The 26,226-nt window shown below is 35.2% G+C and carries 24 protein-coding genes and 1 riboswitch; of the genes, 15 read left to right on the top strand and 9 right to left on the bottom strand.

The genetic code is table 11. The annotated features are described in order from the left end of the window. Positions 1–38: 38 nt before the first annotated feature. Positions 39–848, bottom strand: coding sequence for a hypothetical protein (locus tag G3O09_RS22090; RefSeq protein ID WP_205439580.1), 810 nt, complete (start codon positions 846–848; stop codon positions 39–41). 19 nt (positions 849–867) lie between these two features. Beyond that, a riboswitch (cyclic di-GMP riboswitch) is annotated at positions 868–952 on the bottom strand. A gap of 196 nt (positions 953–1,148) precedes the next feature. Between G3O09_RS22090 and G3O09_RS22280 the strand changes: the two genes are divergently transcribed. Together G3O09_RS22280 and G3O09_RS01685 are read left to right on the top strand one after the other, a co-directional pair. Then, entirely contained in the window at positions 1,149–1,748 is a 600-nt protein-coding gene (locus G3O09_RS22280) for a hypothetical protein (RefSeq protein WP_240338296.1), read from the top strand. An 86-nt stretch (positions 1,749–1,834) separates the two neighbouring features. Beyond that, on the top strand, positions 1,835–2,641 hold the full coding sequence (locus G3O09_RS01685) for an Ig-like domain-containing protein (protein WP_240338295.1): 807 nt from the start codon (positions 1,835–1,837) through the stop codon (positions 2,639–2,641). A 282-nt stretch (positions 2,642–2,923) separates the two neighbouring features. Here the strand turns inward: G3O09_RS01685 and G3O09_RS01680 are convergent, their stop codons facing one another. Together G3O09_RS01680 and G3O09_RS01675 are read right to left on the bottom strand one after the other, a co-directional pair. After that, on the bottom strand, positions 2,924–3,559 hold the full coding sequence (locus G3O09_RS01680) for a class D sortase (protein ID WP_163099388.1): 636 nt from the start codon (positions 3,557–3,559) through the stop codon (positions 2,924–2,926). A gap of 1 nt (position 3,560) precedes the next feature. Further along, positions 3,561–3,905, bottom strand: coding sequence for a helix-turn-helix domain-containing protein (locus G3O09_RS01675; RefSeq protein WP_163099386.1), 345 nt, complete (start codon positions 3,903–3,905; stop codon positions 3,561–3,563). 249 nt (positions 3,906–4,154) lie between these two features. Between G3O09_RS01675 and tapA the strand changes: the two genes are divergently transcribed. The 7 genes from tapA (at position 4,155) to G3O09_RS01640 (ending at position 9,214) form a co-directional block, all read left to right on the top strand. Further along, complete coding sequence (gene tapA / locus G3O09_RS01670; RefSeq protein WP_240338294.1) at positions 4,155–4,997, top strand: amyloid fiber anchoring/assembly protein TapA; 843 nt, start codon at positions 4,155–4,157, stop codon at positions 4,995–4,997. A gap of 39 nt (positions 4,998–5,036) precedes the next feature. Continuing rightward, entirely contained in the window at positions 5,037–5,621 is a 585-nt protein-coding gene (sipW, locus tag G3O09_RS01665; RefSeq protein ID WP_163099384.1) for a signal peptidase I SipW, read from the top strand. A 71-nt stretch (positions 5,622–5,692) separates the two neighbouring features. Further along, positions 5,693–6,337: a TasA family protein gene (locus tag G3O09_RS01660; RefSeq protein WP_163099383.1), complete on the top strand. Its 645-nt coding sequence runs from the start codon at positions 5,693–5,695 to the stop codon at positions 6,335–6,337. Between the two features lie 56 nt (positions 6,338–6,393). Further along, positions 6,394–7,236 carry a TasA family protein gene (locus tag G3O09_RS01655; protein WP_275898288.1) on the top strand — a complete coding sequence of 281 codons (843 nt, stop codon included), beginning with the start codon at positions 6,394–6,396 and terminating at the stop codon, positions 7,234–7,236. Positions 7,237–7,342: 106 nt separating this feature from the next. Further along, complete coding sequence (locus tag G3O09_RS01650) at positions 7,343–8,173, top strand: LPXTG cell wall anchor domain-containing protein (RefSeq protein ID WP_163099381.1); 831 nt, start codon at positions 7,343–7,345, stop codon at positions 8,171–8,173. A gap of 72 nt (positions 8,174–8,245) precedes the next feature. Beyond that, positions 8,246–8,542, top strand: coding sequence for a DUF5658 family protein (locus G3O09_RS01645; RefSeq protein ID WP_163099380.1), 297 nt, complete (start codon positions 8,246–8,248; stop codon positions 8,540–8,542). A gap of 21 nt (positions 8,543–8,563) precedes the next feature. Beyond that, the gene (locus G3O09_RS01640; protein WP_163099379.1) at positions 8,564–9,214 is read left to right on the top strand and encodes a TVP38/TMEM64 family protein; all 651 of its coding nucleotides are present in this window, start codon (positions 8,564–8,566) and stop codon (positions 9,212–9,214) included. 228 nt (positions 9,215–9,442) lie between these two features. Here G3O09_RS01640 and G3O09_RS01635 read toward each other — a convergent pair whose 3' ends face one another. Next, a complete protein-coding gene (locus G3O09_RS01635; protein WP_163099377.1) occupies positions 9,443–11,749 on the bottom strand; it encodes an Ig-like domain-containing protein in 2,307 nt (768 codons plus the stop codon). Positions 11,750–12,154: 405 nt separating this feature from the next. Between G3O09_RS01635 and G3O09_RS01630 the strand changes: the two genes are divergently transcribed. Continuing rightward, positions 12,155–13,000 (top strand): NERD domain-containing protein, encoded by an 846-nt coding sequence (locus G3O09_RS01630; RefSeq protein WP_163099693.1) that lies wholly within the window; start codon positions 12,155–12,157, stop codon positions 12,998–13,000. Between the two features lie 265 nt (positions 13,001–13,265). Here the strand turns inward: G3O09_RS01630 and G3O09_RS01625 are convergent, their stop codons facing one another. Both G3O09_RS01625 and G3O09_RS01620 read right to left on the bottom strand, forming a co-directional pair. After that, positions 13,266–14,315 (bottom strand): hypothetical protein, encoded by a 1,050-nt coding sequence (locus tag G3O09_RS01625; RefSeq protein ID WP_163099375.1) that lies wholly within the window; start codon positions 14,313–14,315, stop codon positions 13,266–13,268. Positions 14,316–14,350: 35 nt separating this feature from the next. Beyond that, complete coding sequence (locus tag G3O09_RS01620; RefSeq protein WP_163099374.1) at positions 14,351–14,581, bottom strand: hypothetical protein; 231 nt, start codon at positions 14,579–14,581, stop codon at positions 14,351–14,353. A 137-nt stretch (positions 14,582–14,718) separates the two neighbouring features. On the opposite strand from G3O09_RS01620, the gene G3O09_RS01615 reads away from it, so the two are divergent. The 3 genes from G3O09_RS01615 to galU all read left to right on the top strand — a co-directional run bounded on the left by G3O09_RS01615 (position 14,719) and on the right by galU (position 19,425). Further along, positions 14,719–16,713 carry a GTPase gene (locus G3O09_RS01615; protein ID WP_163099372.1) on the top strand — a complete coding sequence of 665 codons (1,995 nt, stop codon included), beginning with the start codon at positions 14,719–14,721 and terminating at the stop codon, positions 16,711–16,713. Beyond that, positions 16,710–18,332, top strand: coding sequence for a LeoA/HP0731 family dynamin-like GTPase (locus tag G3O09_RS01610; protein WP_163099370.1), 1,623 nt, complete (start codon positions 16,710–16,712; stop codon positions 18,330–18,332). Before G3O09_RS01615 ends, G3O09_RS01610 begins: the two co-directional genes overlap by 4 nt. A gap of 211 nt (positions 18,333–18,543) precedes the next feature. Beyond that, on the top strand, positions 18,544–19,425 hold the full coding sequence (gene galU, locus G3O09_RS01605) for a UTP--glucose-1-phosphate uridylyltransferase GalU (RefSeq protein ID WP_163099368.1): 882 nt from the start codon (positions 18,544–18,546) through the stop codon (positions 19,423–19,425). A gap of 159 nt (positions 19,426–19,584) precedes the next feature. On the opposite strand, the gene G3O09_RS01600 is transcribed toward galU, so the two are convergent. Both G3O09_RS01600 and G3O09_RS01595 read right to left on the bottom strand, forming a co-directional pair. After that, the gene (locus G3O09_RS01600; protein ID WP_163099366.1) at positions 19,585–20,394 is read right to left on the bottom strand and encodes a zinc ribbon domain-containing protein; all 810 of its coding nucleotides are present in this window, start codon (positions 20,392–20,394) and stop codon (positions 19,585–19,587) included. 29 nt (positions 20,395–20,423) lie between these two features. Then, positions 20,424–21,890, bottom strand: coding sequence for a zinc ribbon domain-containing protein (locus G3O09_RS01595; protein ID WP_163099365.1), 1,467 nt, complete (start codon positions 21,888–21,890; stop codon positions 20,424–20,426). A 580-nt stretch (positions 21,891–22,470) separates the two neighbouring features. Here G3O09_RS01595 and G3O09_RS01590 point away from each other — a divergent pair. Continuing rightward, positions 22,471–22,794 (top strand): DUF2628 domain-containing protein, encoded by a 324-nt coding sequence (locus tag G3O09_RS01590; protein WP_163099363.1) that lies wholly within the window; start codon positions 22,471–22,473, stop codon positions 22,792–22,794. Positions 22,795–23,046: 252 nt separating this feature from the next. Here G3O09_RS01590 and G3O09_RS01585 read toward each other — a convergent pair whose 3' ends face one another. Next, positions 23,047–24,426: a S41 family peptidase gene (locus tag G3O09_RS01585; protein ID WP_163099361.1), complete on the bottom strand. Its 1,380-nt coding sequence runs from the start codon at positions 24,424–24,426 to the stop codon at positions 23,047–23,049. Between the two features lie 188 nt (positions 24,427–24,614). Here G3O09_RS01585 and G3O09_RS01580 point away from each other — a divergent pair, with 188 nt between their 5' ends. Continuing rightward, the gene (locus tag G3O09_RS01580) at positions 24,615–26,219 is read left to right on the top strand and encodes a triple tyrosine motif-containing protein (RefSeq protein WP_163099359.1); all 1,605 of its coding nucleotides are present in this window, start codon (positions 24,615–24,617) and stop codon (positions 26,217–26,219) included. Positions 26,220–26,226: the final 7 nt, after the last annotated feature.

Below are 26,226 nucleotides of genomic sequence, written 5' to 3'. Positions count from 1 at the left end.
CAGTCACCATCCAATTTCTGGATGGTGACTGACACCTTTTATGGTTGAGCAGGAGTCTCACCAGTTTGACCTGTCTCAGTACCTGGAGTGGTGCTATCGCCAGGTGCAGGTGAAGTAGGTTGTTCAGACGTTCCACCTTCTGATGGAGCAGGTACAGTTGGTTGAGCAGGCTCCTCAGTTTTTGGATCTTCAACCTTAGGAGGTGTAGTAACTTCTTTAACTAAAGCTTTTACGCGGCTTAATTCACTAGTAATTAATGCTCTAGCTTCATCTATTTTAGCTTTCAAGGCCTGTAAATCAGATTGAGATGCTTTGGATTTCTTCAAGCTCTTTTCAAGTGCATTTAATTTATTGAGATCGGCATTTAATTTTCCGATAAAGCTATTGTATTTTGAGTTGGCTTCCTTTTTAGGAATCGTTTTTTCAGTCGTTTCATCCTTTTGAACACCGAAGTAAGCATTAATAAGAGAAGTTGTCTTATTGACAGAAGTAACAATGGCAGATAGCTTTTTATCTACTTCTTGTCCAGCTTTAGAAGTAATCTTCACCGCTTTTTTCTTTTGCTGTTCCTTCTTCTTTAGCTCTTCTTTCTTCTTCTGTTCTTCTTTCTTCTTTAACTCTTCTTTTTTCTTCAACTCTTCTTGCTTCTTTTGTTCTTCTTTCTTTTTCAGCTCTTCTTGTTTCTTTTGTTCTTCTTGTTTTTTGCTTTCTTCAGGCTTTTTTTGATCTTCTGCTTGAGCGGGTTCTTCTTTTTTCCCACCTTTAGCACTAGCAAAAGTTGCTGAACCAAATACTAGTGTAAAAGCAGATAAACCTAACATTGTTCCTCTTAATACTTTACCTTTCATTACCTTTTCCTCCTTTGGTAACGGTAGCTGGCTGGCGTTGGTCTCTACCTTTAGCCCCTATAGCTTTGTGACATTAAGTTTCCTTAATTGTACCTTTAGTACCATTATATAACTAATAATCTTGTCGAGTAGATTCTTTTTACCTATTTTTTATAAAGGTAGGTTCTCAGGGAAATCAGTAAGAGTAAAAATTAAAAGATTTTCTTAAATTGTATAAATAATATATTGGTAAATCTTCAAATTTAAATCTATAATAACATGGAAAATAAAACCTTTATTGGTATAAGGAGGATATTTAATTTGACTAAAAAGTTTTTATTAATTTGTATGCTTTTGGGGTTTATAGGTACACAAATTTTAATCCCTGCATCTGTTTCGGCAAAGTTATTCGACTCTGACTCAGTTGTTCAATTAACTGAGGAAAACGGAATTACACACACTCCAAATGATAGAGGATTTACAACTCTTGTTGATAGAAGCTTGCTGCCTGAAAATGTACAATCTTTTAAAAAAATATCAGTAGCATCATCAAATGTTCAGATGGTAGTTAATCAAGATAACATCGATGATTATGTAGGTAGTTTTTCTACTTATGACGATAAGGGTTATAATTCGGGTCTTCCACGTAAAGGCAAATATTACAATTTAAATATTTTATATAATGAAGAAAATATTCCGCTAGCATATTATTTATCATCTGTAATTTATGAAGGAAGCGATGATGATTCGGATGAGGATGAAAATTCGGAAATAAACACATTAGTTCTTTCGGAAGAAAGTATTTCCATTCTCACAACAAATCTGTTAAATTCCGAGTCTATTATATTGATGAAGATGGTGATGAAAAAGATGTCACCAACGATTCCAAAACAACATACCGCAGCAGCTCTACATCTATAGCAACCGTAAGTAAAGGAACGATTAAAGCTGGGTCAAAGGAAGGGAAAGCTGAGATTACAGTAACCTATAAAGGGAAAAAGGTGACATTGCCTGTTATAGTATCAAAAGCCGGTGTTCAAAAGGTAACTGCTTCTGTTAAAGAGGTTGAATTGGAAGTTGGCGAAACAGCATCGGTTGATCTAGTTGCTACATTATCTAATAATACAAAGAAAGATGTGACTTCACAGGCATTTTGGACAACAGATAATAGTCAAGTAGCAGAAGTCGATGGTGGAGAAATCGAAGGTATTTCCGTAGGAGAAGCAACCATTACAGCATTTTATCAGGGGTATGAAGTTATAATTAATGTTAATATTACTGAACTAGATGAAGAGGTTAAGGAAGTCGAATCTCTACAAATCACAGATAAAAATGTTAAATTGTTAGTAAATGAAGAGAAGATCTTAAATGTTTTTGCTCTATATACAGATGGAACACGAGAGGAAGTAAGTGATCAAGTCACATGGCTTTCTTCCAAGAGTAGTGTAATAGAAGTTGAAGATGGGATACTAGTTGCAAACAAACTTGGTTCAGCAACAATAACTGCTTCCTATGAAGGTATTGAGACAACCATTAAAGCGGAAGTAATTAAAGATAAAAAAATTAAAACATTAAAAGCTTCAACTACAAAAGTGACGTTAAAAAGAGAAGCAGAAACCGAAATAACACTTATTGCTTATTATACAGATGGATCAAAGCGTGATGTAACAACCTTGGCTGATTGGAAAGTGACAAAAAGCGGAATAATTACAGTAGAAGATGGAGTCATTCAAGCAGGTAAAAAGAAGGGAACAACTACTATCACCACTAAATATAATGACCGTTCTGTTAATATTACGGTTACCGTAAATTAATAATACACATCTAAGAACTAACATATTGTATACAATAAAATGAAACCAATGTGCTTTCTTGCGACAAGCTGAAATGGATGTATAACATTGATGAAAATACGGAATACGATAACGTGACTAGACTACAATAATCTGATTCCGATAGGTTTCTCAAAGCCAGCTCATCAATGCTTAAATAGCGGAAACTAAATTAATTTTTGTATCTGGAAAAATGGGTTCAGTTAAACATAAAAGATTTACTAATTTATAAAACAAAAATCCGGCAAGTAACTGGAAACAATTCTAGTTAACTGTCGGATTTTTTATTTTTTCAGCTGTTAGTATATATCGTTGCGGAGCATTTCCAAGATAGGAAAACGGATAGCAGGTTGAAACGGTCAAAATTTCATTTGGAGCGGTAGATTGTATAACCGTCGTATCATTAGCATCCACAATCTTTGTATTAATAATTTGGTATGTAAACTCTCCGTATGGCATTTCTATCCGAAAAATATCTCCTAGCTCTAATTCACCTAACCTACGAAAAACAGTGTCTCGGTGTCCGGACAACAGAATTTGATCATTTTGCCCAGGCAGGACTGTGGTTGAATAGTGCCCTACCCCCTTCTCAAGCTCCTCTTCATTCGTTCCTTCAATAATGGGTAATTCTGCTTTTAAGCTTGGAATAGTTAATAAACCAATGACCTCGCCTTTATTAAAGGAGATGGCTTGTTCGTTAGGAAGAACATCATCTGTTTTAACTGCTTGTTCTTTTGATAGAACATTGTCCACTGAAATTTTCTGTTTAGCTTCAACTAATGCTTGATCTGTTTTCTTTTCATAGTCATACATATTCGAGAAGGAAAGGACAACAAGTCCAAGTCCACCTACCACTAAAAGTATGGATGCTACCAGTAGGATGCTGATCCTTACCTTCATATTAACTATTACCTCCATTATCTTTTCTGAACTTTACAAAATCCAAATAATAGGACAATTCATCTTTAGTTACTCCCTGGTGAATCGCATCTTGAATTAGCGAAACCCATTCTTCATCAATAGATGTAGTTTTTAATAAATTTTTTTTGTCTTCATGATGAAGAAGACTTTCTACGTTCGTATCTAAGGTTTTGGCTAATCTTGATAGAACCTGTAAGGATGGATTTTGCTGTATGCCTCTTTCTATGTAGCTTAAATAGGACTTGGATACTCCAGCTTTATCAGCCAGCTCAGTGATCGAATACCCCTTTTGCTCTCTAATTTGCTTAATCAAGTTCCCAACCATATGTATAGTTCACCTCCAGTATATATTTCCATACATTAAAAACATTATAACGAACATTTCGTTCTTTAAAAAATACGAAATAGTGAGAAAACAAGAGATATCACGAGAAAACGAACGAAAAATGTTCTTTATACAGAAAAAACGGCTGATTTTGGAATTTTTCAAATTATGGCTAATGTCCTATACTCAACTTGTGAGTTCGTTAAAAAGAACGAATAAAACTGTTAATAAGAAAATTTTGGTTAGGAAGTGATTAATATTCGATATACCAGGTTGAGGAAATTTAGGAATCAGTTCAAAGTATTAGTATTTCTCACTAAAACTATTTTAATTTGGAATATTTTCTTATTAACTTTGATGCAACTCAACACGTTTACAAACGCTTCATTCAATGATATTGAAAATGTCAATGCTTCACTTCATGTAAGTTGGCCATGGCCAAATGAAGAAGAATGGGATAAAAGCTCATTAGACTTTGATCCACAAGGAACAACCTTAAAACGTGGAGGATCCTGTAATCCACCTAATATATTTGCTGAAATTTATAACGGTGGAGAAGATATGACTTACTCTACTTGGACATGGGAGCTATTTAGAGTTGGGAAAGGAAATCAGTCAAAAGTACCTCAAAGTCCTGCTTTAGATTCCGGTGAAGTTGAAAAAATACAATCTGGGAAAATAGGAAAAATTGAATCGAATGCTTCACTTGATGGAAATGGTGATTACCGATTTAAAGTAACTAAACCAGATAGACCTGGGAATCCATTTATTTGGAGTGAAGTAATTGAAATTAATGATTGTTCAATGAAGAAATCTCTTAACGAACAATCCACTAAAGAAGGCGAAGGAACATCCCCAAGTACTGAAGGCTCTGAACAAATTGATAACGATAAAGAGAAAAATGAGAATCCAGAACCAACTGAACCGACAACAGACAGCGATGAAAACCAAGGTGAACCAACTGAACCAACAACAGATAGTGATGAAAACAAAGATGAACCAACTGAACCAACAACAGATAGTGGTGAAAATAAAGATGACCCATCTGAATCAAAAGATGAAGTAAGCGATGGAGAAAAGGATTCCAATTAATACTTAAGAACAAATTTTTTACTTAGAAGGGAGATCCAAATGAAAAAGGCAGTAAAAATCAGTAGCAATATTCTATATGGAGTAATTTTTACAACATTACTAGTAATGGTGATTATGGTCATATCTTCAAGGGTGTCTGGTGGAGAACCTCAATTATTTGGCTATCAATTCAAAACTGTTTTATCGGGTTCAATGGAACCCACTTTTAAAACGGGTTCTATCATATTAGTAAAAAAACCGGAAAACCAAAAAAGTTTAAAAGTCAAAGATGTCATTTCTTTTAGGCAAAGTGACGGCAGCATTGTTACCCATAGAATAATAGATGTTATTAAGCAGGGTAATTCGGTGAACTATCAAACAAAAGGTGATAATAACAAAAATGCAGATACTAATCTCGTAATTCCACAGAATATCGTAGCTGTTTACTCAAATATTACGATTCCTTTTATAGGTTACTTCTTAAAATATGCAAGTTCATCAGTCGGAACTGCACTTCTTCTAATCATCCCTGGTTTCCTTTTATTAGGGTATGCAGGTCTTACAATTAGAACGGCTATTAAAGAAATCGAACTAAAAATGAAACCAACTGCATCTGATGATTCTATTGAACAGAAAATTTCTTAGGTTGAAGCCCCTATGGGGTTCACATATACATACCCATTAGGGTGGAACTAAAATTTGAGGAGGAATTATTAATGAGTATTAAAAAGAAAATGGGCTTAGGCATCTTAGCTGGCGCTTTAGGTGTATCACTGATTGGTGGGGGAACATGGGCAGCATTTAATGATGTAGAAACATTAGACAATAAGTTTGCATCGGGTACATTAGATCTAACAACTAGTCAATCGGTTCTTTTCGATCTTGATAATTTAAAACCTGGAGACACATTTACTAAGACACTAACTTTAGGAAATAACGGATCCTTAGCAATCGATGATATTTTCGTCACAACGACAGTTTCAGGTTGGGCTGATAAAAAATATACAAAACTTCCATTAAGTGGATTAAATGGTAAGGACGATGGAGAAAACACTCAAGAAGAGTTCCTAAGCCAATTTGATGTAGTAATTAAAAGAGGGAATGATGTTGTATATAACGGTACTGCAGCAGGATTAAGTAGCTTAACTAATGCAGAAATTTCTGGCTCTGGAGCAGCTGCTGCTATCGCTCCTGCAGGATCTGTAACTTATACATTTGAAGTAGAATTTGATAATAAAACACAAACATATCCAAGCAGCAGATTCCAAGAACAAAATAAATTCCAAGATGAGGGTGCATCCTTCAGTCTGAAGTTTGAAGGTACACAAATGCCTGGAGAGAACAGATCTACTAATAACTAATCCAATAACAGAAAATATTCAATAATACACTTTTCAAATTAGGAGGAGAAAGAAAGATGAATATTAAGAAAAAATTAGCAATGGGTGCACTGTCTGCCACTTTAGGTATTTCTTTAGTAGCTGGAGGAACATGGGCAGCATTTAACGATATTGAAACAGTAACTGCTACGGCTGGTACAGGTACGTTAGAACTAACAATCAATCCTGTTCAAGGGCCAACTACATTTAGTCTAACTAATTTAAAACCAGGCGATACTATGAAAAGAGAATTTAGCTTAAAAAATGACGGTTCTCTAGCCATAAAGGATGTTTTATTCTCAATTGACAGCATTAATTTTGATGATTACGGTTACGAGGGTGCAGCTAGAGATTACACTGAGGTACCAAATGGAGCAGATGCGGATATTTTTGGTCAAAACACAGCAGTTGAGTACTTGGAACAGTTTAAAGTTACCTTAGCAAGAACTGGTACAGAGGGTGCCGTTGAAGGACTAATTGAATTAAATGAGAATATTACTTTAGCAGATATCTATAAAGCTACTAATGTAGCTGATGCAGCCGCTATTACTAAAGTATCTGCAGCTTTAGGATCTCATTGGGTTGATGGAAGAATAAATTTAGCTTCTAATGCAGCAAATCAATGGCAAGGTCTACCTGCTGATCCACGTGATTGGGATAACGTAGAATTAAGCATTTTGTATGTAAATCCTGATGATGCTGACAACTCTGGAAATGCTGATGATACTTTAGGTAATGTTAACGCACAAAATAAATTCCAAGGTGACAGTATCGATGTGAACTTCACATTTGAAGCGCGTCAGTGGCAAGGTCAAAACGTATCTGATGAATCAGGCGATATTGAAACAAATAGAAAAGCTAACAATGGTGGCTCAAACTAATTTAATTTAAAAAAATAAAAGGTGGGTATAGTATAATGCTCACCTTTTATTTAAAGAAAAAGGCGATTTATAAGTCTATCAATCTTATCCAATAGGGTGAAAATAAATGAGAATAAATATAAGAATTATACTGTTTTTTTTCATTGGATGCCTTGTTTTAAATTATTTTTACCCAAAAGTTACAAACGCTAGTGAAATAGATATTGAGACTTCTCCGGAAACATCTTTATTTATATTGAATAATCTTAAGCCAGGAGATTGGGCAATAAAGAAGTTAACCATACAGAATAGAGGAGAAAGAGATTTCTCTTACAATACCATTTCAAGTTTTAAGAGTGGATCTTCTAAACTTTATAATGAATTCTTATTAACGGTTTCGGATACGGGTGGAATTTTATTCAAAGGAAAATTAAAAGATTTTAATGGACTATCTCCTAGAGCATTACGATCATTAAATCAAGAAGATTTATTATTTCGTGTTGATTTTCCTTTTGAATTAGGAAATGAATACCAAGGACTAGGTTTTGAAGTAGAGTTCAAATTTATTGTTGAAGGCTACACTCCAGATCCAGACCCAGATCCAGATCCAGATCCGGACCCAGATCCAGACCCAGATCCAGATCCAGACCCAGATCCAGATCCAGACCCAGATCCAGATCCAGATCCAGACCCAGATCCAGATCCAGATCCAGATCCAGACCCTAATCCAAATCCAGACCCAGTAGATCCAGAAACTCCGGGTGACGAGGATCCAATCCTTCCAGAGCGTCCGATTAGCGAAGAGGAATTGAATTCTGATCCGGTTCAGGGCCAGATTTTACCAGAGACTGCAACAAATACTTATAACTATTTAGTTGCGGGTATTGCTCTAATAGGAAGTGGATTACTGATTTTAGTTTATGTTCGAAAAAAGAAATCTTCTATTAAAGTAGAATAGCTGGCCTTGATTTGTCAAAAATGAAAATCAGGGCCTTTTCTTTAGCAATTTTATCAGATCGGTGGTGCCATTATGCTAGTAGCCTTCCTTTATTTAGCCGCATTGAACTTGATTGACGGATACATCACCTGGTTTGGGGTTCATCATTCTTATATTCAAGAGGGCAATCCGCTGATGGCTTCGCTTTTTGATATTCATCCTATGTTGTTTATTGGAGTCAAGGTGTTGCTATCAGCTTTTTTGCTTCTATTTATTTTGACAAAGAGTATCCCGAAATCCCCTATGCTAAAATCCGTAACTGCATTTGCCTCAGCTATTTACACCGCAATATTCTTCCTTCATAGCTATTGGCTGCTTCAACTAATCTAATATTAAAAGAGGGTATATATAATGAAGCAACTGTTAACATTTTTATTCTTTGGAACGATTATTCTCCTAAGCTATTTACAAAAAGAGACCATGCTCTCGGTAATCGAATCTGGAAGCTACATTGCAATCCCAGTGGCAATTCTTTTTGTGGCATTATTAGTATTCTTTCCAGTCGTACCATTTGCTATGTTGGCAGGAATTATCGGTGCCATTTTTGGAATTTGGAAGGGTTTAGGAATATCGATGTTAGGAATTGGAATAGGCACAATAATCATGTTTTCAATGGCAAGGTTTGGCTTTCATACTTGGATACAGAAATATATTATGAAAATTCCCAGAATAAGAGAATACGAGCAATACTTTGAAAAGAATGCATTTATGGGTATTTTGATAGTGCGGCTTTTTCCATTTGTTCCATCTCCAGCTGTAAATATCCTTTGTGGGATTAGCAATGTATCATGGACAACATTTTTAGGTGCTTCATTACTTGGAAAGCTTCCTGCAGTATTTATTTTTACATTTGCAGGGAGTGTGTTTGAAAGTAACAATCTAATATCAATGTCAATCTATGTTTTGTATTTCATTCTAATCGCTATTATTGTCAATAAAATTATTAAGAATAAACGTGAACCAGAAGAGATGAGAGGTGCTGGAACCAGCGAACTACGTTAAAGTAGTGAAGGGATAATTTTAGAAGAAATACCGTTTCAACTGAGGTCATTCAGTTAACTAATCTTAATGAATCGAAAAAATGCAATTTCATTCCTTACCTTAGTTAGTTTATTCGGTATTGAAAGAAGAAACGAACCCAAAATAAATTGGATTCGTTTGTTTTGAAAAATAAATATCTATAAAACAGTTAAAGACTAGTTGGAAAAAACAATTCTATGAGCGTAAAAACTACTCCACCTTTAATGACTTCACAGCACTCTTGTTATTCGCCGCATCAAGCAACCAGACTTGGATGACGGTTCCTTTTTTCTGTTTGGCAATGTTAGCTTTGAACAGGCCAGTGCTTGGAACGATGATGGTTGTTAAATGGCGTGTACCAGCATAGATGACTGCTCTTGCGCCTCTTTCACCCTTACCAGTGATTGACGTGGATAGGGTGGTTACTTTGTTGACAATTGGCATCGATGGAGCGATTTGATCTATGACCTTCGTATAAACTACTGTTGGCTTATTGTTTTTATCAACCGAAGTAACCTTGATAACTTTGCCAGCAGCTTGCTTACTGATGGTCACTTTGTAATATCCAGTACTATTGGCTTTTCCACTAGTTAGATAAACATTGTTCGAATAGATTTTAACAGGTGCATACGGCACAGTCTTTCCAGCTACAAAAGTGGATAGGTTACTTACCGCGTTAACGATAGGTGCAAATTCCACCTTTTTAACGCTTGGTTTACCTGTATTCCCTGCAGCATCCATGACGCTAACTTTAATTTCGGTATTCAACGGCTGTTTGGCGATGATAAATGCATACAGGCCTTTTGAATCCGATTTAACGCTTCTAACATACTTTCCGTTCAAGTGTAGAATTACCTTGGCGTTAGGCTCTGTCTTTCCAGATACCTTAGTGGAGTTTGTTGTGAAAGCATCAATCGTTGGTGCTGATGGTACCGTCTTATCAATGACAAATTTAAAAGACTTGTTCATCTTTACAGCGAAGGCTCTTGCTTGTGTTGCTTGCCCAGGTAGTGAAAGCTGATAGCTGCCTTCTTGAGAAAGATGTACGTCATCCTGTAACACTTGTGTGTTCGTTCCTGTTGAAAGTGAAACATTTCCATCCTCAGGCAAACCAACTTCTACATCTGAATTGAAATACTCCGTATTTGGATCTGGAATGAAGGTTTGTTCCTCATTGACACTGACCCAACGGTAGCTTTCATATTTATAGGGTACACTGTTACTTTGTACACCGTATTTTAAGAGATAAACTCCATTTTCATTAGTGTTGACTTCACCTTGAATCTCAATATCGTTAGTTCTATCACCCTCTAATGGTGAATATGCAGAAATTCCTGCCATTGCATCGAAGGAAGACCCCTTGATGATGGAAGTAGGGTCAACTCCAATAAAGAGGGAGTTAATTGTAAGCTTAGGATATTTACCTTCGTCTTCCTGAGGGTAAATGAAAACGGTATTACCGACATTGTCTGTCAAAATAATGTCTTCAATAGAATATTCCCCACTGATTTGATCCAATCCGACACGGTAATCTAGATAATATTTTCCATCAGTTTGATTCAATTTCATTTCATCCCAGAACGATTGTCCAGTCTCATTGTGGATGAAAGAAATCGTAACTCTTTGGATTCCAGAACCAACGTCTTCAGCCTCAATAACGGCTTTTAAGTAATCCCCACCGTAAACGGATGGAGTCTTAAGTTCGATAGATTTAAGAATCGGATTTTCATAATCACCTGTACCGCCAGATACATTCAATGTGACATTCGATAAATAAGAATAATCATCCGCACGGTAATGTTGTTCGTTCCCGTGTTTGTCCCTCAAAGTCAGGTAACTAAATTTCCATTCACCATTTCGTACATCTGCAGGCAAGACGAAGTTACATTCATATTGATTCGTGGCAGTATTTAATGTAATAGATTCATTGATTACACCATCAGATTTTGTATGCATAAATATTACTCTGCCCTGAACAGGCCCATTTGGCTCAGTAAGAGGGAGCTTTATCTTTACTTCCTCACCAGCTTTAGCGTTTGGAGTTAATAAAGTAAAACCATTCAAAACAGGTGGTTGGGCATCAGTAACGCCATTTTTCACATTAAAAGTGATAGAACTGATGATGGGATTAGTAGTATCAAAGTAGCTTGAGTTTTTAGCATTGTCCGAAACCTGGATATAGTCCACATGCCAGCTTCCTCTTAGCATACTTGAATCTAATTTGTAGCGTAATTCATACGTGTTGTTCCCAATGTAATTCAACATCGTATCAATCCCGTTCCCAGATGAGTGCTGGAGGCGGATGCTTGTATAACCAGGATCCTCGATAGGACCAGACTCTAAATCAGGATACATGACAAACCTTAGAACAATGGTATCGCCAATTGCAGCTTCCTTCATATTAATAGACGCGCTTTTTAACTTCAAAGGCGTCACATCATTAGCCGCAAAAACAATATTGCTCGTAGTTAATAAAAGCAACAAAGCGATTGCGATCGCCAAAAATTTTTTCCACATATTTGCTTCCGTTCCTTCCATTATCAATATGTAAAACTCAAAAATTAGTAAATAATCAACTAACCGAATTTTACTATAATTTATATAGCTAAACTATAGAATGTAAGTCCTGTCAGAGTGGTAAATGTTGGGGGGTGCTAGTTCATCGGAACCACTGAAAAAGGAATCAAGCAATGTTTGCTTGATTCCTTTTCTATTGAATTGACAAAATTCTGGTGGTGGCAGTGGATGCTTTTTAAAAAGAAATATCAGCGTCAGACACCGCCGCCAGAGGACATTATCTCATTCGAATGGTTTAAGAAATTTTAAATCTAATCTTTTTTTGGAAATTGTAAAATCATAAAATTACAAAATATGCTACATTAGACAAAAGGAAAATATTTCAAATTAAAAGGAGTTGTCAAGATGTCTGGAATGATAAAAGGGATTTTAATAGTATTCAGCACAGTTGTTTTCCTACCTGTACTATATTTCATTTCTCCTACTATATTTTCTCTATTACTACTAGCTGGCATTATTATATTAAAACTCAAGTATCCGATCATAAAAGGAGCTGTAGGGGAATGGTTTGTAAATCGTACGTTAAGTAAACTAGGTCCAAGTTATAAAATATACCATGACTTATACGTACCAAATGGAGAAGGAGGAACGACTCAGGTAGATCATGTTGTGACTTCACCATTTGGAATATTCGTTATTGAAACAAAGCATTATCAAGGTTGGATATTCGGAAAAGAAGATCAACGTTTTTGGACACAGGTGATTTATAAACGAAAAGAAAAGTTTCTCAACCCCATATGGCAGAACTATGGTCATATACAAGCCTTAAAGAATTATTTTGGTAATGAAGATTTTGAAACAATGTACTCTATAATTGCTTTTTCAAACAACTCTACATTAAAGTTCAATGATGATTTTAAGTCTGCTAGAGTAATCCAATTTAAGCAGCTGCTAAAGGTCATTAAGGAATGGAATTTACATAGACTAAGTGAAAAAGAATTGAAGAATATCAATCGAGCGCTTGAAGGATTATCAATTAAGGGTAAGAAAGAGAAAAGACAGGTAAAAAAGCAGCATGTAGATACGATAAGAAATAATAGAAAAGAAAAAGTGCGGTTTGAGAAGGATAAGATTAAGCAAAATATTTGCCCTCAGTGCAGAGGAGAATTGTCTATAAAAAAAGGCAAATACGGATCGTTTTACGGATGTAGAAACTTTCCAAAATGTAGGTACACAAAGCAAGTTTCTTAAATTGATAATCGAACGAGTAAGAAGAGTAGGATGGAGATAGGAGGGGAATAAAAACTTCTATCATTAAATTGGTTTTTCATTTTGCATCGATAGAATTGTACTTTTCCATCAGAAAATATAAATGCTTGAAATCATTCCCTTAAAGGTTTCAGGTGTTGAAAAGAACAAAGGGAAAAGTGATTTAGTGGTTTGAACTAGAAAAGGTACCATACGGAAATTGTAAAATAACCAGCCATCCTTTTTAAAGGGATGGCTGGTTAAGTTTTTAAGCGATAGTTTTTGGTTGTATAAAATTGGATATATGTTCAATAATTCTCTCTTGATAGTCTTTAACCTTATCAAACTTCCCATTGTATGTCTCTTTAAGCAATGGATCTTCTAAGATACCATCATAATTTTGAGCGAAATATTTTGTGCGGCCAAATTGGTCCGTAATGTCCAGACCTTCTGAGATTATTAGATTGAACTTGATTAGGCTTGCTAGATAGCTTTCATAAATAAATGCTTCTTGTAAATGAGTTTTTTCTTCTTTGTGAAGGATATCATCAATCAAAATATTTAACCTGTTCCGCGCGACTAAGGATTCATTCATGAGTTGTATCCAGTTGTTTTCTTGTTCTTCTGATAGAATTAGATTTAGAAGGAAGGTTGTTCTTGCCTCATTAAACTTAATGAAACCTGCCCACATGATATCATCTTCTCCATTTTCTAAGGCATTTCTGAAAGCTTTCTTTGCTTCCTGTAGATACATGATGAATAATTCTGTTTCCTCGTCGGACAATAAATGGATTTTACTTTTCACTTTACTGACTCCATCCAGGCTGAAAAAGTCGACAACTTCCATTCCAAACCTTCTTCGCAGAACCATGTTTGCCTTCTTGTTATAGAACAATCCTAGATAGTTGTAATATACCATCTGTGTTAAGGAGTTTTTAAGCATGCTTCCTCTTACTTCGAGTAAGGTAGAGGTCATCTGATACTCATTGGTGTGGACTAGCTGTTGATAGTTGATGGCACATCTAATTAGTTTAACTGTTTCTTCTATTAATATTAGGTTTCCTGTGCTAATCGACAAAAGTGTATCTCTTCGTTTATCAATTAAAGTAAGGATTCGATCCATTCGGTTCAAGTTATACTCTTTGTTTTTATCTGCTGTATTGTATAGATAAGGGGAAAAGACAATCAAGTCGATAAAGTACTGCAAATTGTTAGCGAACTCTATCGCTGTTTTGGATTCCTTTGCAAACTTCCTTTCAAGAGTATCAAATACAGCCGCTCCAGCACTTCTGGAATCGGCTTGATCATATTCCTTCAATAAACTCGTTATCGATGTTACATAATTCTCGTTCTCTAAACATTCCCTTCCATTTGTGTAATGACGTTCACGCTATCAATCGATATGTATGTCTTCATCGCAATGATAAAAGCTGTAAATGAAACAATCAGCCCCACAACTGCCGTAATAAAAGTAATCCTATCAGCTGTCGATTTAATCGGAAAAATCTTATAAGATATATAAATTGAAATAGCCCCTACAATAATGATCAATATATAAATAAATGGACTTTTAAAATTCTTCAAGCACAACACCTCTGTAATGGGAATTATTTCATTATTATAACAGCTATATACTTAGATTTATATGATAGTTAATTTGAAAATATTAGGCCTAATATACTATTGAAATAGTATAATTTACAATTAAGGAGGCCGAGGACATGAGGAATATTACAAAAACTAACTATGGTGAGATCTTTCAAACGAATTCTAAAAAAGTATTAGCTTCCCTTCAGGAATTCCATGATTTGTCGAATGTAGATATTGAGAATGACAAGTTAAGAGAAAGTCTATCAAGCATTAGCCATGTGGTAGCTTCTGGGATTGATCGAATCCAGATGAATTTAAACTATTTATTGAAAAATGTAGAATGGGATACTTTTAACATTGCCTTTTTTGGAGAAACGAATGCTGGAAAAAGTACACTAATTGAAGCCTTAACAAAAGGAAACGGTACCTTCATTGGCGATGGACGAAAGGATTTTACCAAAAAAACCTCAAAGACATCTTTTGATGGTGTTCAATTATTAGATTTACCTGGTATTGAAGGAGATGAACGCAAGTTTATTTCAGAAATAAAGAGGGGGATTGAAAAAGCACATATTGTGTTTTATGTAATTGGAACAAATAAGGAGCCTGAATTCGAGACGTTAAAAAAAATCAATTCATTTTTACGGGATCAAGCTAAAGTGTATTCAGTGATTAATGTTAGAGGAAAGCCAAGTGTATATCGCCATCAGAAAAAACTTGTCTCTGATTCCGTCCAGACAATAGAAATGAGAACAAAAGAGAAGTTTAAAAGTATTTTAGGTGAGCATTACGCGGATAACATTATCCTTAATGCACATTTAGGTTTTTTATCCACAGGTACACCCGAGCGGGAGGACTTAATACGTGATCAACAAAAGATGGTTGATGTGTTTGGTTCTTTTGAAAAAGGCTATGAATTTAGTAATTTAATAGAGCTGGAGCAATTATTGTCACAGCTAGCTATTAATAGTAAAAAAGAGATTGCTATTTCAAATACCTATAAATATTTGAGTACTATCGAGTCAGTCATGGCACGTATTTTAAAAGGAAAAAAGGGGTTTGATCGTGAAATCAAATCGATGGAATTAAAAACCAATGAGGCCGTTCATAAAGCGAGCGCCTCCATTTCAAAATTTCATCGAAATATCTTGAGTAGTGTACATGTGAAGATTGACCAAATGGAAAATGATCTGAAAAAGACGATATACGAAGGTATTGATAATGAGTATAGTGAGTCTACTATGAAGGAGAAACTCACTGCTCAACAAAAGGCTACGGAACAAGAGATCAAAAAATTACTGGATCAACAACTAGATGATTTGAAGAATGATATATCAAATGTATTTAACCAATTACAAAAAAGGATTGATCTTGAGTTTAAGTATAAAGGCATGGAAAATAACGATTTTAATATTAAAGACATTATTAAAAAGATGGAAATAAGTATTGGCTATATTATGAAGGAAATTCTGGATGTAGGGTTATCTGTCGTAGGGATTCTTATGATGGCCTTTAATCCTATATTGGCGATTGTTGGCGCTGTTGTAGCTATCATTAAAAAGGTATGGGAGTGGTTTTTTGGTGATCCAACTAAACGGAAAAGGGAAGCCAAAAGTGAGGCTTATACAGAGATAAGTAAGGCAGTTAAAACAATGAAATCGAAAATGACACAGACCCTTAATAAAGAGATGAAATACCTTGAACAAAGCATGAATACCCAGGTGGGGGCATTTAGACAGTTTATTGATCAAATTAGATTACTTAGTCTTGCTATGGATGATAAAATCCGTGAGTTACAGATTAGTAAAGTAGAAATAGGCCGAGAATTAACCGAGTTTGTTGAAGATGATTCTGTAGGCTTCACTTATTATGATTTAAAGTTAAAAAAAGCCTTGTTTATTGGGGTTACACCTTATAATACTGATGTTTATAGATTACAAAAAATAGAAGTGTTTCCAACGGTGTCCCATTTCTTTACTGTACATAATTTGCCAGTATGGAATGAATATCTGTACATACCCAATAATGAAGAGTTTTTGTATCGAGCTACCTCAACACTTCTCGATTTTTACAAGCAATCAGATTATTCCTTGCCAATAAAAGGAGTTAGGAGAGAGCGGAATTGACAATTACAACTTTCTTAGACGAAAAACAAACGGTCCTAAATAAGCTGATAGATCTAAAGAAAAAGCTTCTAGAGTTTGATGAAATGGAAATAGATATGGGAGATTTAATTAGTAAAATAGACCAATCTATGAAAAATATTAACGACGAAACATTTGTTATAGCTATGTTCGGAGCATTTACAGATGGGAAATCTACTATCATAAAATCCATTACGCAACACAGTAGTATTGCTATATCTCCTGAGCCTACAACTGATGAAGTGAAATTCTACCATCTAGATGGCCACCAATTTGGAAAGGATTTTTCAATAGTTGACACGCCTGGGCTATTCTCTGAGCATATGCTTCACACGGATAAAACCAAAAAATATATTTCAGAGGCGAATGTCGTCATCTATACCGTGGATTCTGTCAATCCTTTGAAAGATAGTCATCATCCAACAATAAAATGGCTGCTAGAAGATCTTAATAAGATTGAATCAACTATTTTTGTCATAAATAAAATGGATGCTGTCGCTGACCTTGAGGATGATGAAGACTTTGAGAATCATAGCCAAATTAAAAAGGAAGTAGTCATTAATACTTTAAAAAATTTTGTTCCTTTAAAGGTTAATCCAAAAGTGATTTGTGTAGCGGCAGATCCATTTGAAATGGGTTTAGATTATTGGCGACAACATGAAGAGAGCTATCAAGAACTTTCGCGGATGGGAAACCTGATGCAAGCACTTGACCAATTCATCAACGATTCAAAGGAAGAGCTAATATATAAATCGGGAATGAGTGTTATTAATGATGCTATTCACCATTCCATAGCCGAGCTTATACAGGTGAGAGATCAAGTTCAGAAAAACAGAGAGCTCTTACACAATCAATTGGAAGAAATTGAAGGCGAGCTTGAGCTATTTGAAAAAGAAATAACGCAAAAGCATCATAATATCACTGAAGAAATTATCAATATACGTGAAGATATTTTGTCTTATATTTCTTCTGCAAACAGTCTTGAGGACTTGCGAACAAAGGTATCAACGAAAATAGGGGAAGAGGGCTACATCTTAAATAAAAAGATCGAAATGGTCATTGAAAAGCACACAGAAAGTCTAATGGAAAGTCAAAAGCAAATGATCAAAAATATTGAAGCATCCATTGAATTTCACGAACAATTGCAAGGTCAGCTCTTAAAAATGGGTAACAAACTAGGGGGAAAACTTGTAAAAGCATTATCAGGAGCTTCCACAAAAGCAATCTCCCAAACCATACTAAAAGTTCGTGACGTAGCAAAACTTCCAATCAAGTTTAAGCCATGGGGCGCGGTAAAATGGGCAAAAGCTTTAAAAACATTTGGAGCTGTTTTGTCGATAGCGCTTGATGCCATTTCAGGTATAGTGGACTTTGTCAAAGAACATAAGTTAGAAAAGGCGCGTAATGAATTAGTTAAACAATTAGAAGAACTATTTAAAGAATTCATAACTTCTTTTACAAAAGGGGAGTATATCGCGACATATTTTCCAGTAGTTGAGATGAAACAAACCTTCCGCATAGACAAACAAAATGTTCTTGATACATATGATCAAACATTAGATAAAATTGAAGAGCATATAAAAGTCTTGGAACAAGTATAAGATTAGGTTTTTTTTGTCCATTCACATAGTTTTGTAAAAGACGGAGGTCTCCAATCAGACCTCTGTCTTTTTAATAAGAAATTTCACCCGATATTTACTACATTTTGTCGAAGAGTGGTAGGTTCTTTAATTAAAGCTTGATGGTAGAATTGAGATGTAACAATTTACTGTGACACTTATTAGAGATCGTATATTTAGGAGGGAGCAAAAGGTGAGAGTACGAAAGGCGATTATTCCTGCTGCAGGGTTAGGGACGAGGTTCTTGCCTGCTACAAAAGCGCAACCGAAAGAGATGTTACCGATTGTAGATAAGCCAACCCTACAATATGTGATTGAAGAAGCTGTTGATTCTGGTATAGAAGAAATATTGATCATTACCGGTAGGAATAAGAAGTCCATCGAAGACCATTTTGACAAGTCCGTTGAATTAGAAATGGTATTGGAAGCTAAAGGGAAACAGGATTTATTAGATGAAGTCCGTCAAATTTCTGAGATGGTAAATATTCATTATATCCGTCAAAAGGAACCAAAAGGACTTGGTCATGCTATCCTTTGCGCGAAAAGCTTTATTGGAAATGAACCTTTTGCTGTATTACTTGGTGACGATATTGTTCATGGTGAAAAACCCTGTTTGAAACAGATGATTGAAAAGTATGAGGAGTATAAAACTACTATTCTAGGTGTGCAGGAAATAACACCTCAAGATGTTCATAAATATGGAATCATTGATGGAAAACATATCGAGGATCGAATTTATAAAGTTAGAGGGTTGGTGGAGAAACCGTCAGCCAATGATGCACCATCAAATATAGCTATCCTTGGAAGGTATATTATTAATCCTGCCATCTTTAATATATTAGAGGTTACACAACCCGGTCACGGGGGAGAAATTCAACTAACGGATGCTTTGAGGGAATTAGTGAAAAAGGAAGCCATGTATGCCTTCAACTTCGAAGGAAAAAGATACGATGTAGGAGACAAGCAAGGGTTTCTTCAGGCAACCGTAGAATTTGCTTTGAGGAGAGAGGACCTTCGGGAAGAGTTTTTGGAATACCTAATGGGTATAACAGAGAGTGAAAGAGTGAAGGTGTAGATAGTTTTTGATTAAAAGGGGTCCTCGTGTGAATGAAAATGACAAAAGGCATCGAATTGACTAATTCAATGCCTTTTGTCGTCAATTTAATAGATTGTAATATATTTACAGTCTCTTTGTGAATAGTATCTACTATTAAAAGGTTATTTTCCTTTATTATTATAAATCCCCAAAAGGAATGAACTCTGCAAGGCCTGATTTGATGGATTCAAATAACATATCACCCATGATTCCGATTGCAATAAACGTAAGGATATAAGTCAGTAAAGCTCCGTAAATAGTATCAAGACCTTCATAGGATTTTTGTTTAAAGCTAGCTATCACTAAAGGTGGAACAATAAAAACAGAACCAATGAAACCAAATAATAAAAACGCTAAAAATAATTTAATCTTTAAGAAACACATAATTAGTGCAATCAATAATATTAATACGAACGGAATTAAGAAAGATCCGAATCGGGCTGTAACTTCTTTGAAATTTGTTTGAATACGACCAAGTTTAACTGCTACAAATGAAAACGTTGTGACTAAAAGAATGAAAATTAAATAAGCAAAGAATGGCTTAACGACAATATCACCGAATGGAGGTTTTACATCGACATCTTCACCAAATAAACTAGAGCCAAAACTACTCATATCAGCTAAGATTCCTTTTAAAGCGAAATAGAACATTAACGGAATGATTAGAGCGTATAGGCACATGGTTATAATGCCATTAACAAAATGCTCGCTTCCAACTGATTTACTACTAGAGTAGGGCTTTTTTAATACTTGTACAAAATAACTAAAATATTGTTTTGAAATCGCTTTTGTAGTTTCTAAATACTGATTGGAAGCTGGAATCCTTGTAGACTCAGAGGTTGCTGCAACCTGACTTGAGGCACCATTGGCTAAATTATTCCCACATCTTTCACAGAATTTACCGCTTTGATTTTCATGATTACAATTTGGACAGATCAAAGTCATCAACCTTTCTAGTATCCTATTAATATATACTTTTAGTTAGCCCAAACAGATGTATATTGTTTAGGACTTTCTTCAACATGCTCAACAAGGTTTTCCTCATCAAGACCCCAATGTTCTTCATTATCATCTACAAACCAATTTTTCTTTTCCTCATCATAAACTAGATAGTATGTCCAGTCCTGTGTAGATTCGGTTAACTCTGGTGTTTCTTCTGCATAATAAAAATCTGAATTGTAGAACTCTGTTACGTCAATACTTGCTCTCCATTGATCATCTTCTTTATATAGGCTTAAAGAATCGAGATCAAAGGATGTCCCATTATAAGTACCTTTAAAATAAGTACCATCTTCTTTTGCAGATGAAATAGATTCTGCTAATCTTTGTGTATTTTCTAATGAATTTGTTGTCATTTTGGTCGCATCGCCAGACGTATAAGCTACTATCCATTCCCTAGCGTTAGTTACTAGTGTATCCATAATTGTTTGTTGAAAAGTTTCATCACCTGCAAGATCAAATTCTATTGATTCATCATCAATAACGAATTCACCTGATTTCATTTCTCCCCATGGTAAATTGGCAATTACTTGCATGCTTAAAGATCCATCCGTAACAACAGGGCCAAAAGGTTCCAGGGCAAATGGATTGATTTTTAGCTCTTTACCATTTAGTAGAACTTTTCCGCTAATGCTATCATCTTCAATATCAGAATAGATGGTTACTTCTTCCCCGTCCAAATATAAGTTAACCTCTTGTTTATCTTCTTCTCCGACCAAAATCTCTTCCTTGTTTTTTAGAGTAACGAAATCATTTTTTAGCTTCGCTTCCACTGTATAATAGCCAGGTAGAAAAGGTCCCACTGTCTTTGAATAATCAGGTTGGTTAGCTTTCGCTACTTCTTTTCCATTCACCATCAAGATAGTATTTTGATAGTTAGTAGATAGAGATAGATAGGTTGGCTTAATGGTAATTTCATATTTATCATAGAATAGGGTTTTACCATTTCTATGTAAATTGAACAGCCCGGATGACATCGTGTCTTCTATGTATTGTTGGCTACTTTTTGAATTGTTTTTTATTTTATCGTAGTATTTTGATTGTTCCTTTAATGTCTCAACAATTTCTTGTACCTTATCAGGATTTTCATTCAAATATTTCATTAAACCCTCTAAGGAATCTTTATCTACTTTCAATTTTTTATCAGTAGAAACTAACAAATCTGCTAACTTATCCTTATCTTTTTCAATTAAAACGGTTTCTACCTTCTCAATAATTCGATCTTTACTTGTAAGGTTTTCTCCTATTTTATAACCCCCAATTAAAACACCTAAGAAAATAACTCCAGCTAAAACCAATTTCTTTGTTTTTGGATTCATCGGCTTAGCGGGGGGTGTTGGGGGAGAGGCTGCACGTGCGGACTGATTAGTTACAGACGTACCACATTCCTTACAAAAAGTTGCTCCTTCGTTCATGGATGTTCCGCATTCTTTACAAAATTGCATAAAAAAATAATTCCTCCTTTTTTAATTGTCAAATCATCCTTAACCATCATTTGAAGAAATCAATAAATTCAACAAATTCAAAATGTATCATTTTTTACATATAATTGAAATTTTATAGATAAATAGACTTGATACAAATGGATGATTTTGAAACGTAATGATAACATAATTATACAAATTTTGAAATATATTGTAAGTGCTATTAGGGGAATAAAGAAGTTATTCATATGAAAACCATAACCATGTAATCCATGATGTAAAAATAATGGATATCAGCGTAGGGCACCATCCGTGGACAGAAGTTATGTTTTGTTTATTTGGAAAGGACAAGTATTTTTAGATATGAAATAGAAGGAGAGTAGGTGGCTACTGACCTAATCTCTTGTTTTGGAAGTTAGTGTCATTATCGGTGTCAGCACCACTTATGTAAAAATCGTAAGGTTTGTTTATATGGAAAAGGCAGACTAAGTAAATTTATTTTCACATTTTTTGACATTTATTGATAAATCTCTACTTTATAAGACACGTATATAGTATAATTTTACTAGTAATTTATTAGGATATAAGGAGGGTTTACGAAATGAACGTAAGATTAAAAAATGCTGCAGGTGTTGTTAAGGAAGTAAAAGTCGGCTTCAGTTGGACCACTTTTTTCTTCGGTTTTTTTCCTGCGCTTTTTAGAGGAGATTTAAAATGGGCGGCTATAATGTTCATCATGGCTGCAGTAGTAGGTGGAATAACTTTAGGGTTTGGAGCATGGATACCAGGAATTATTTTTTCTTTTGTTTATAATAAGATTTTTATTAAGGAATTACTTGATAAAGGATACAAGCCTGCTGATGAACAAACACAAGCTGAATTAACAAATAGGGGAATTATTTCAGCACTCTCAAAAGCAGTATAATTTTATATTTGGTAAGTTTGGGGTAAAAGAACTTAAAGAAGAGATTAACGCTTTGTTTGTTTTAATTCATAGCAATCTAGGATTAGCTCTGGCACTCATTGATGGTATGACTGAAAAAACAATTACTGTAGGTACATCAGCAAACACCTATACTATTAAAGTAGACGATTCTAAATGGTAAAATACTAGTAAAACATAAACCCCTCTAGGAATTTTCCTTCCTAGAGGGGTTATTTTTTTGCATTATTGAAACTATTCTACCGACAACTCCATTACTGCTCCTTGTCTTAATAATTTCTTGTTGGTATCATCCATTTTTGGATCAATCATTAACATATAGCTTTTACCTGCCTCTAAAGGCTGTTTAGGAGTAATTTGAAGCGCTTTTTTAGAAATGGACTTAAACTTAATTTCCTTTTCTAATCCACCTAGCTCAATTAAAGAAACATCCTCTTTTTTAATGGATTTCCAATCTATGTTTGAATTCAATCTAATTGTGAATGACTTATTTGGTTTGAATTTAAGTGGATTCATTTTTGTATAACCCAATAAACCAGTACGAAGCATATTGCGATGGCTTATCTCTAACTCCTTGCCAGAGGCAGTTGAAACATCAGGGTGCACACCCTTGCTTTGGACAGCTGTGCCTCCAGGGCCAAAGAATTCTGCAGTTGTCATCTTGAACACACTTCCATCTGATAGGTTGAAAATGCTCTGCATGACTCCTTTTCCATAGGAAGACCGCCCATAGATTCTAGCAGCTTTTTGGTCCTTGACTGAAACCGCCGTCATTTCCGATGCACTTGCACTAGATTCGTTGATTAGTAGTGAAACGGGTGCATTCCATTGGATAGCTTGACTCGTAGGTTCATAGGTATACGATTCATTTCCTTTATAAGAAAGAGTGAAGGCCTTTGTTGCTTGAGGGAAAAGGCCGATCACATCCTGGGCTGCACTTACATATCCTCCTGGATTGTCCCGAAGGTCAAAAATCCATCCCTTTACTCCTGGCATTGAGGAAATGGCTGCCTTCACTTCTTCTGCAGCATCTAAAGAGTAGCTGTTGAGTTTTACATATCCTATATTCCCACCAAGCAGTCGTTTCTCTACATTTGGAAGACTGATGATTTTTCTCGTTAAGGTCTTTTCAAAGGTTGAGCCATTTGATGGGCGTAATATTTGTAGGGTTACCGTTGTTCCTTTATCCCCAGTGATTAATGAGATAGCCGTTTGGATTGATTCTCCCACTAAGGATTGACCTGCAGCTGATGTAATAATATCTCCAGCTGAAAGTCCGTTTTCTTCCGCTGATCCCCCAGTAAGGACAGACATGATTTGTATTCCTTTTTCATGTTCTTCTAAAGTGACACCAATTCCAACTAATTCTCCCTCAATGGATGAAACAAACCTCCCATATTCTTCTTTCGTCATATAGACGGTGTATGGATCAAGCTGGTCTGTGATATCTTTAATGGTTTTCTCATTTAAAACGGATGATGGTACTTCTTTGTAGTAATACTCTTTGATTAATTCTCGAACCTCGTTAATTGGCTCGGCCGCAAAACTGGTTGACGGTAGCAGGAACAAAATAAAGGACAGAAGGATGGCTAATTGGAAACGGATATGTCTCATGGTACCCCTCATTTTCAGAATTTTTATTACTATTTTACCAGATTGGTAGTTAGGGAGATATACCATTGTTAGGATAAAAGTTCTTCAAGATTGATAGTAAAGCATATTTTTTATAATCTTACATAATGTTAATATGTGGTAATATATAGGTAAAATGACTTATTAAAATTCTGGAGAGGATACCTTAAATGAGAATGAAATTTATATGGAAAACCATGGTGACTTTGATTTTTTTACTCACAGCAATAACTTCATGGAATGGTAATGTATTTGCCGAAACAATCTCAGAATCCGAGCCGAACAATGATATTGAAAGTGCCCAGGAAATTGAGACGATATCTGATACGGACGGGGTATTGACTGACTTTGAGGATGCTGATTTTTATGAATTTGACATGCCGAAGACAGGAAAATTTTATGCGGGTGTAATGCTTGGAAATGATGATTATGACAATGAACGCTATGCTAGTGATTACATAGTAACGATTTATGATCAAAATGGGGAAGCAATTTGGCAAAGTGAAGTAAATAGTTTTGATAATGAAGACGGTGTACTCACCTATGTGCAGGAACTAGAAACAGTCTTAGAGCAGGGCCGGTACTATTTATCAGTAAGAGTGTTTGATTATAGTTATTTAGAAGAGCAAGCCTATTTATTAGTGACGGGAGCTGAGTTCGAAGCTGATTTTTCTCTGGACTCCATTACCACCAATGTAAAGTCACCACAATTACTGGGGAAGACCATTCAAATCAAGGGAAACAGTAAGAACCAAGGGCTAGAATATAGCTTTTATATTAATGGTGTAATGGCGAGGGATTTCGGTTCATCTAGCACCTTCGATTGGAAGCCAACTAAAGCGGGTAAATACAAAATTACGGTCTATGCAAGAAGTACAGACCAATATTCAGCAGTCGTTTCAAAGGAAATCTCCTATGAAGTCATAGACGGAGCAGTTAAAATTTCCTCCTTAGGAGCCAACTATTCTTCACCGATGGTCATGAATTCAACGATTGTATGGACTGCAAAAGCTACAGGGCCAGATTTGCAGTATCAATTCAGTGTGCTATTTAATAAAAAATGGACTGTTATTCAGAAATACTCTACTAAAAGTACCGTTTCTTGGAAACCAAAAACGGCTGGAACCTACCAAATGAAGGTAGATGTAAAAAGTAAGACTTCTGGGAAAGTAGCCACTAAAACCAGTTCAAATTATAGCATCTTTAAACCATCACCGATTTCGATTACATCCGTAAGTCCAGACATCAAGTCACCTCAATTTTCAGGAACAGAAATCATTTTTAATACGAAAGCAAAAGGGGCTCACCTGGAGTATCGGTACAGGGTTTATAATGGATACAGCTGGTATGTGGCAAGAGATTTTTCCAGTGTATCTTCATTCTTCTTGTATCCTTATTTAACTGGGAATTACAAAATTGCCGTAGACATCAGACAAAAAGGATCAGCAACTATTAAAACTAAGACCATATCTTATTCCATTAAAGAGGCTCCAAAGTTTACGATGAATTCGGATTACGATATTTATGATAACTCAGCATATTTAAAGGTATCTAATAACGGGTATAAAAATTTAGTCGTCCAAAAAATTCAATTCGTCAACGATGGGAAGGTCATCTTTACCCATACTGCGAAAAACTTTATTACCATTGGACAAAAAACAGAAACATTCTATTTCTATCCGAAAGCTACCGTATCCAATTTCACCTATAATACTGTCATCAAGGTGTACTATAGCTATGATGGAATGAATGGCGTCGCTTATTTAATGAGATAAGAAATAT

The organism is Peribacillus alkalitolerans, from assembly GCF_010882125.1.
GTDB classification, from domain to species: domain Bacteria; phylum Bacillota; class Bacilli; order Bacillales; family DSM-1321; genus Bacillus_BN; species Bacillus_BN alkalitolerans.
The sequence above is the reverse complement of the archived record's forward strand: the minus strand, read 5'-3'. Positions and strand labels throughout refer to the sequence as shown.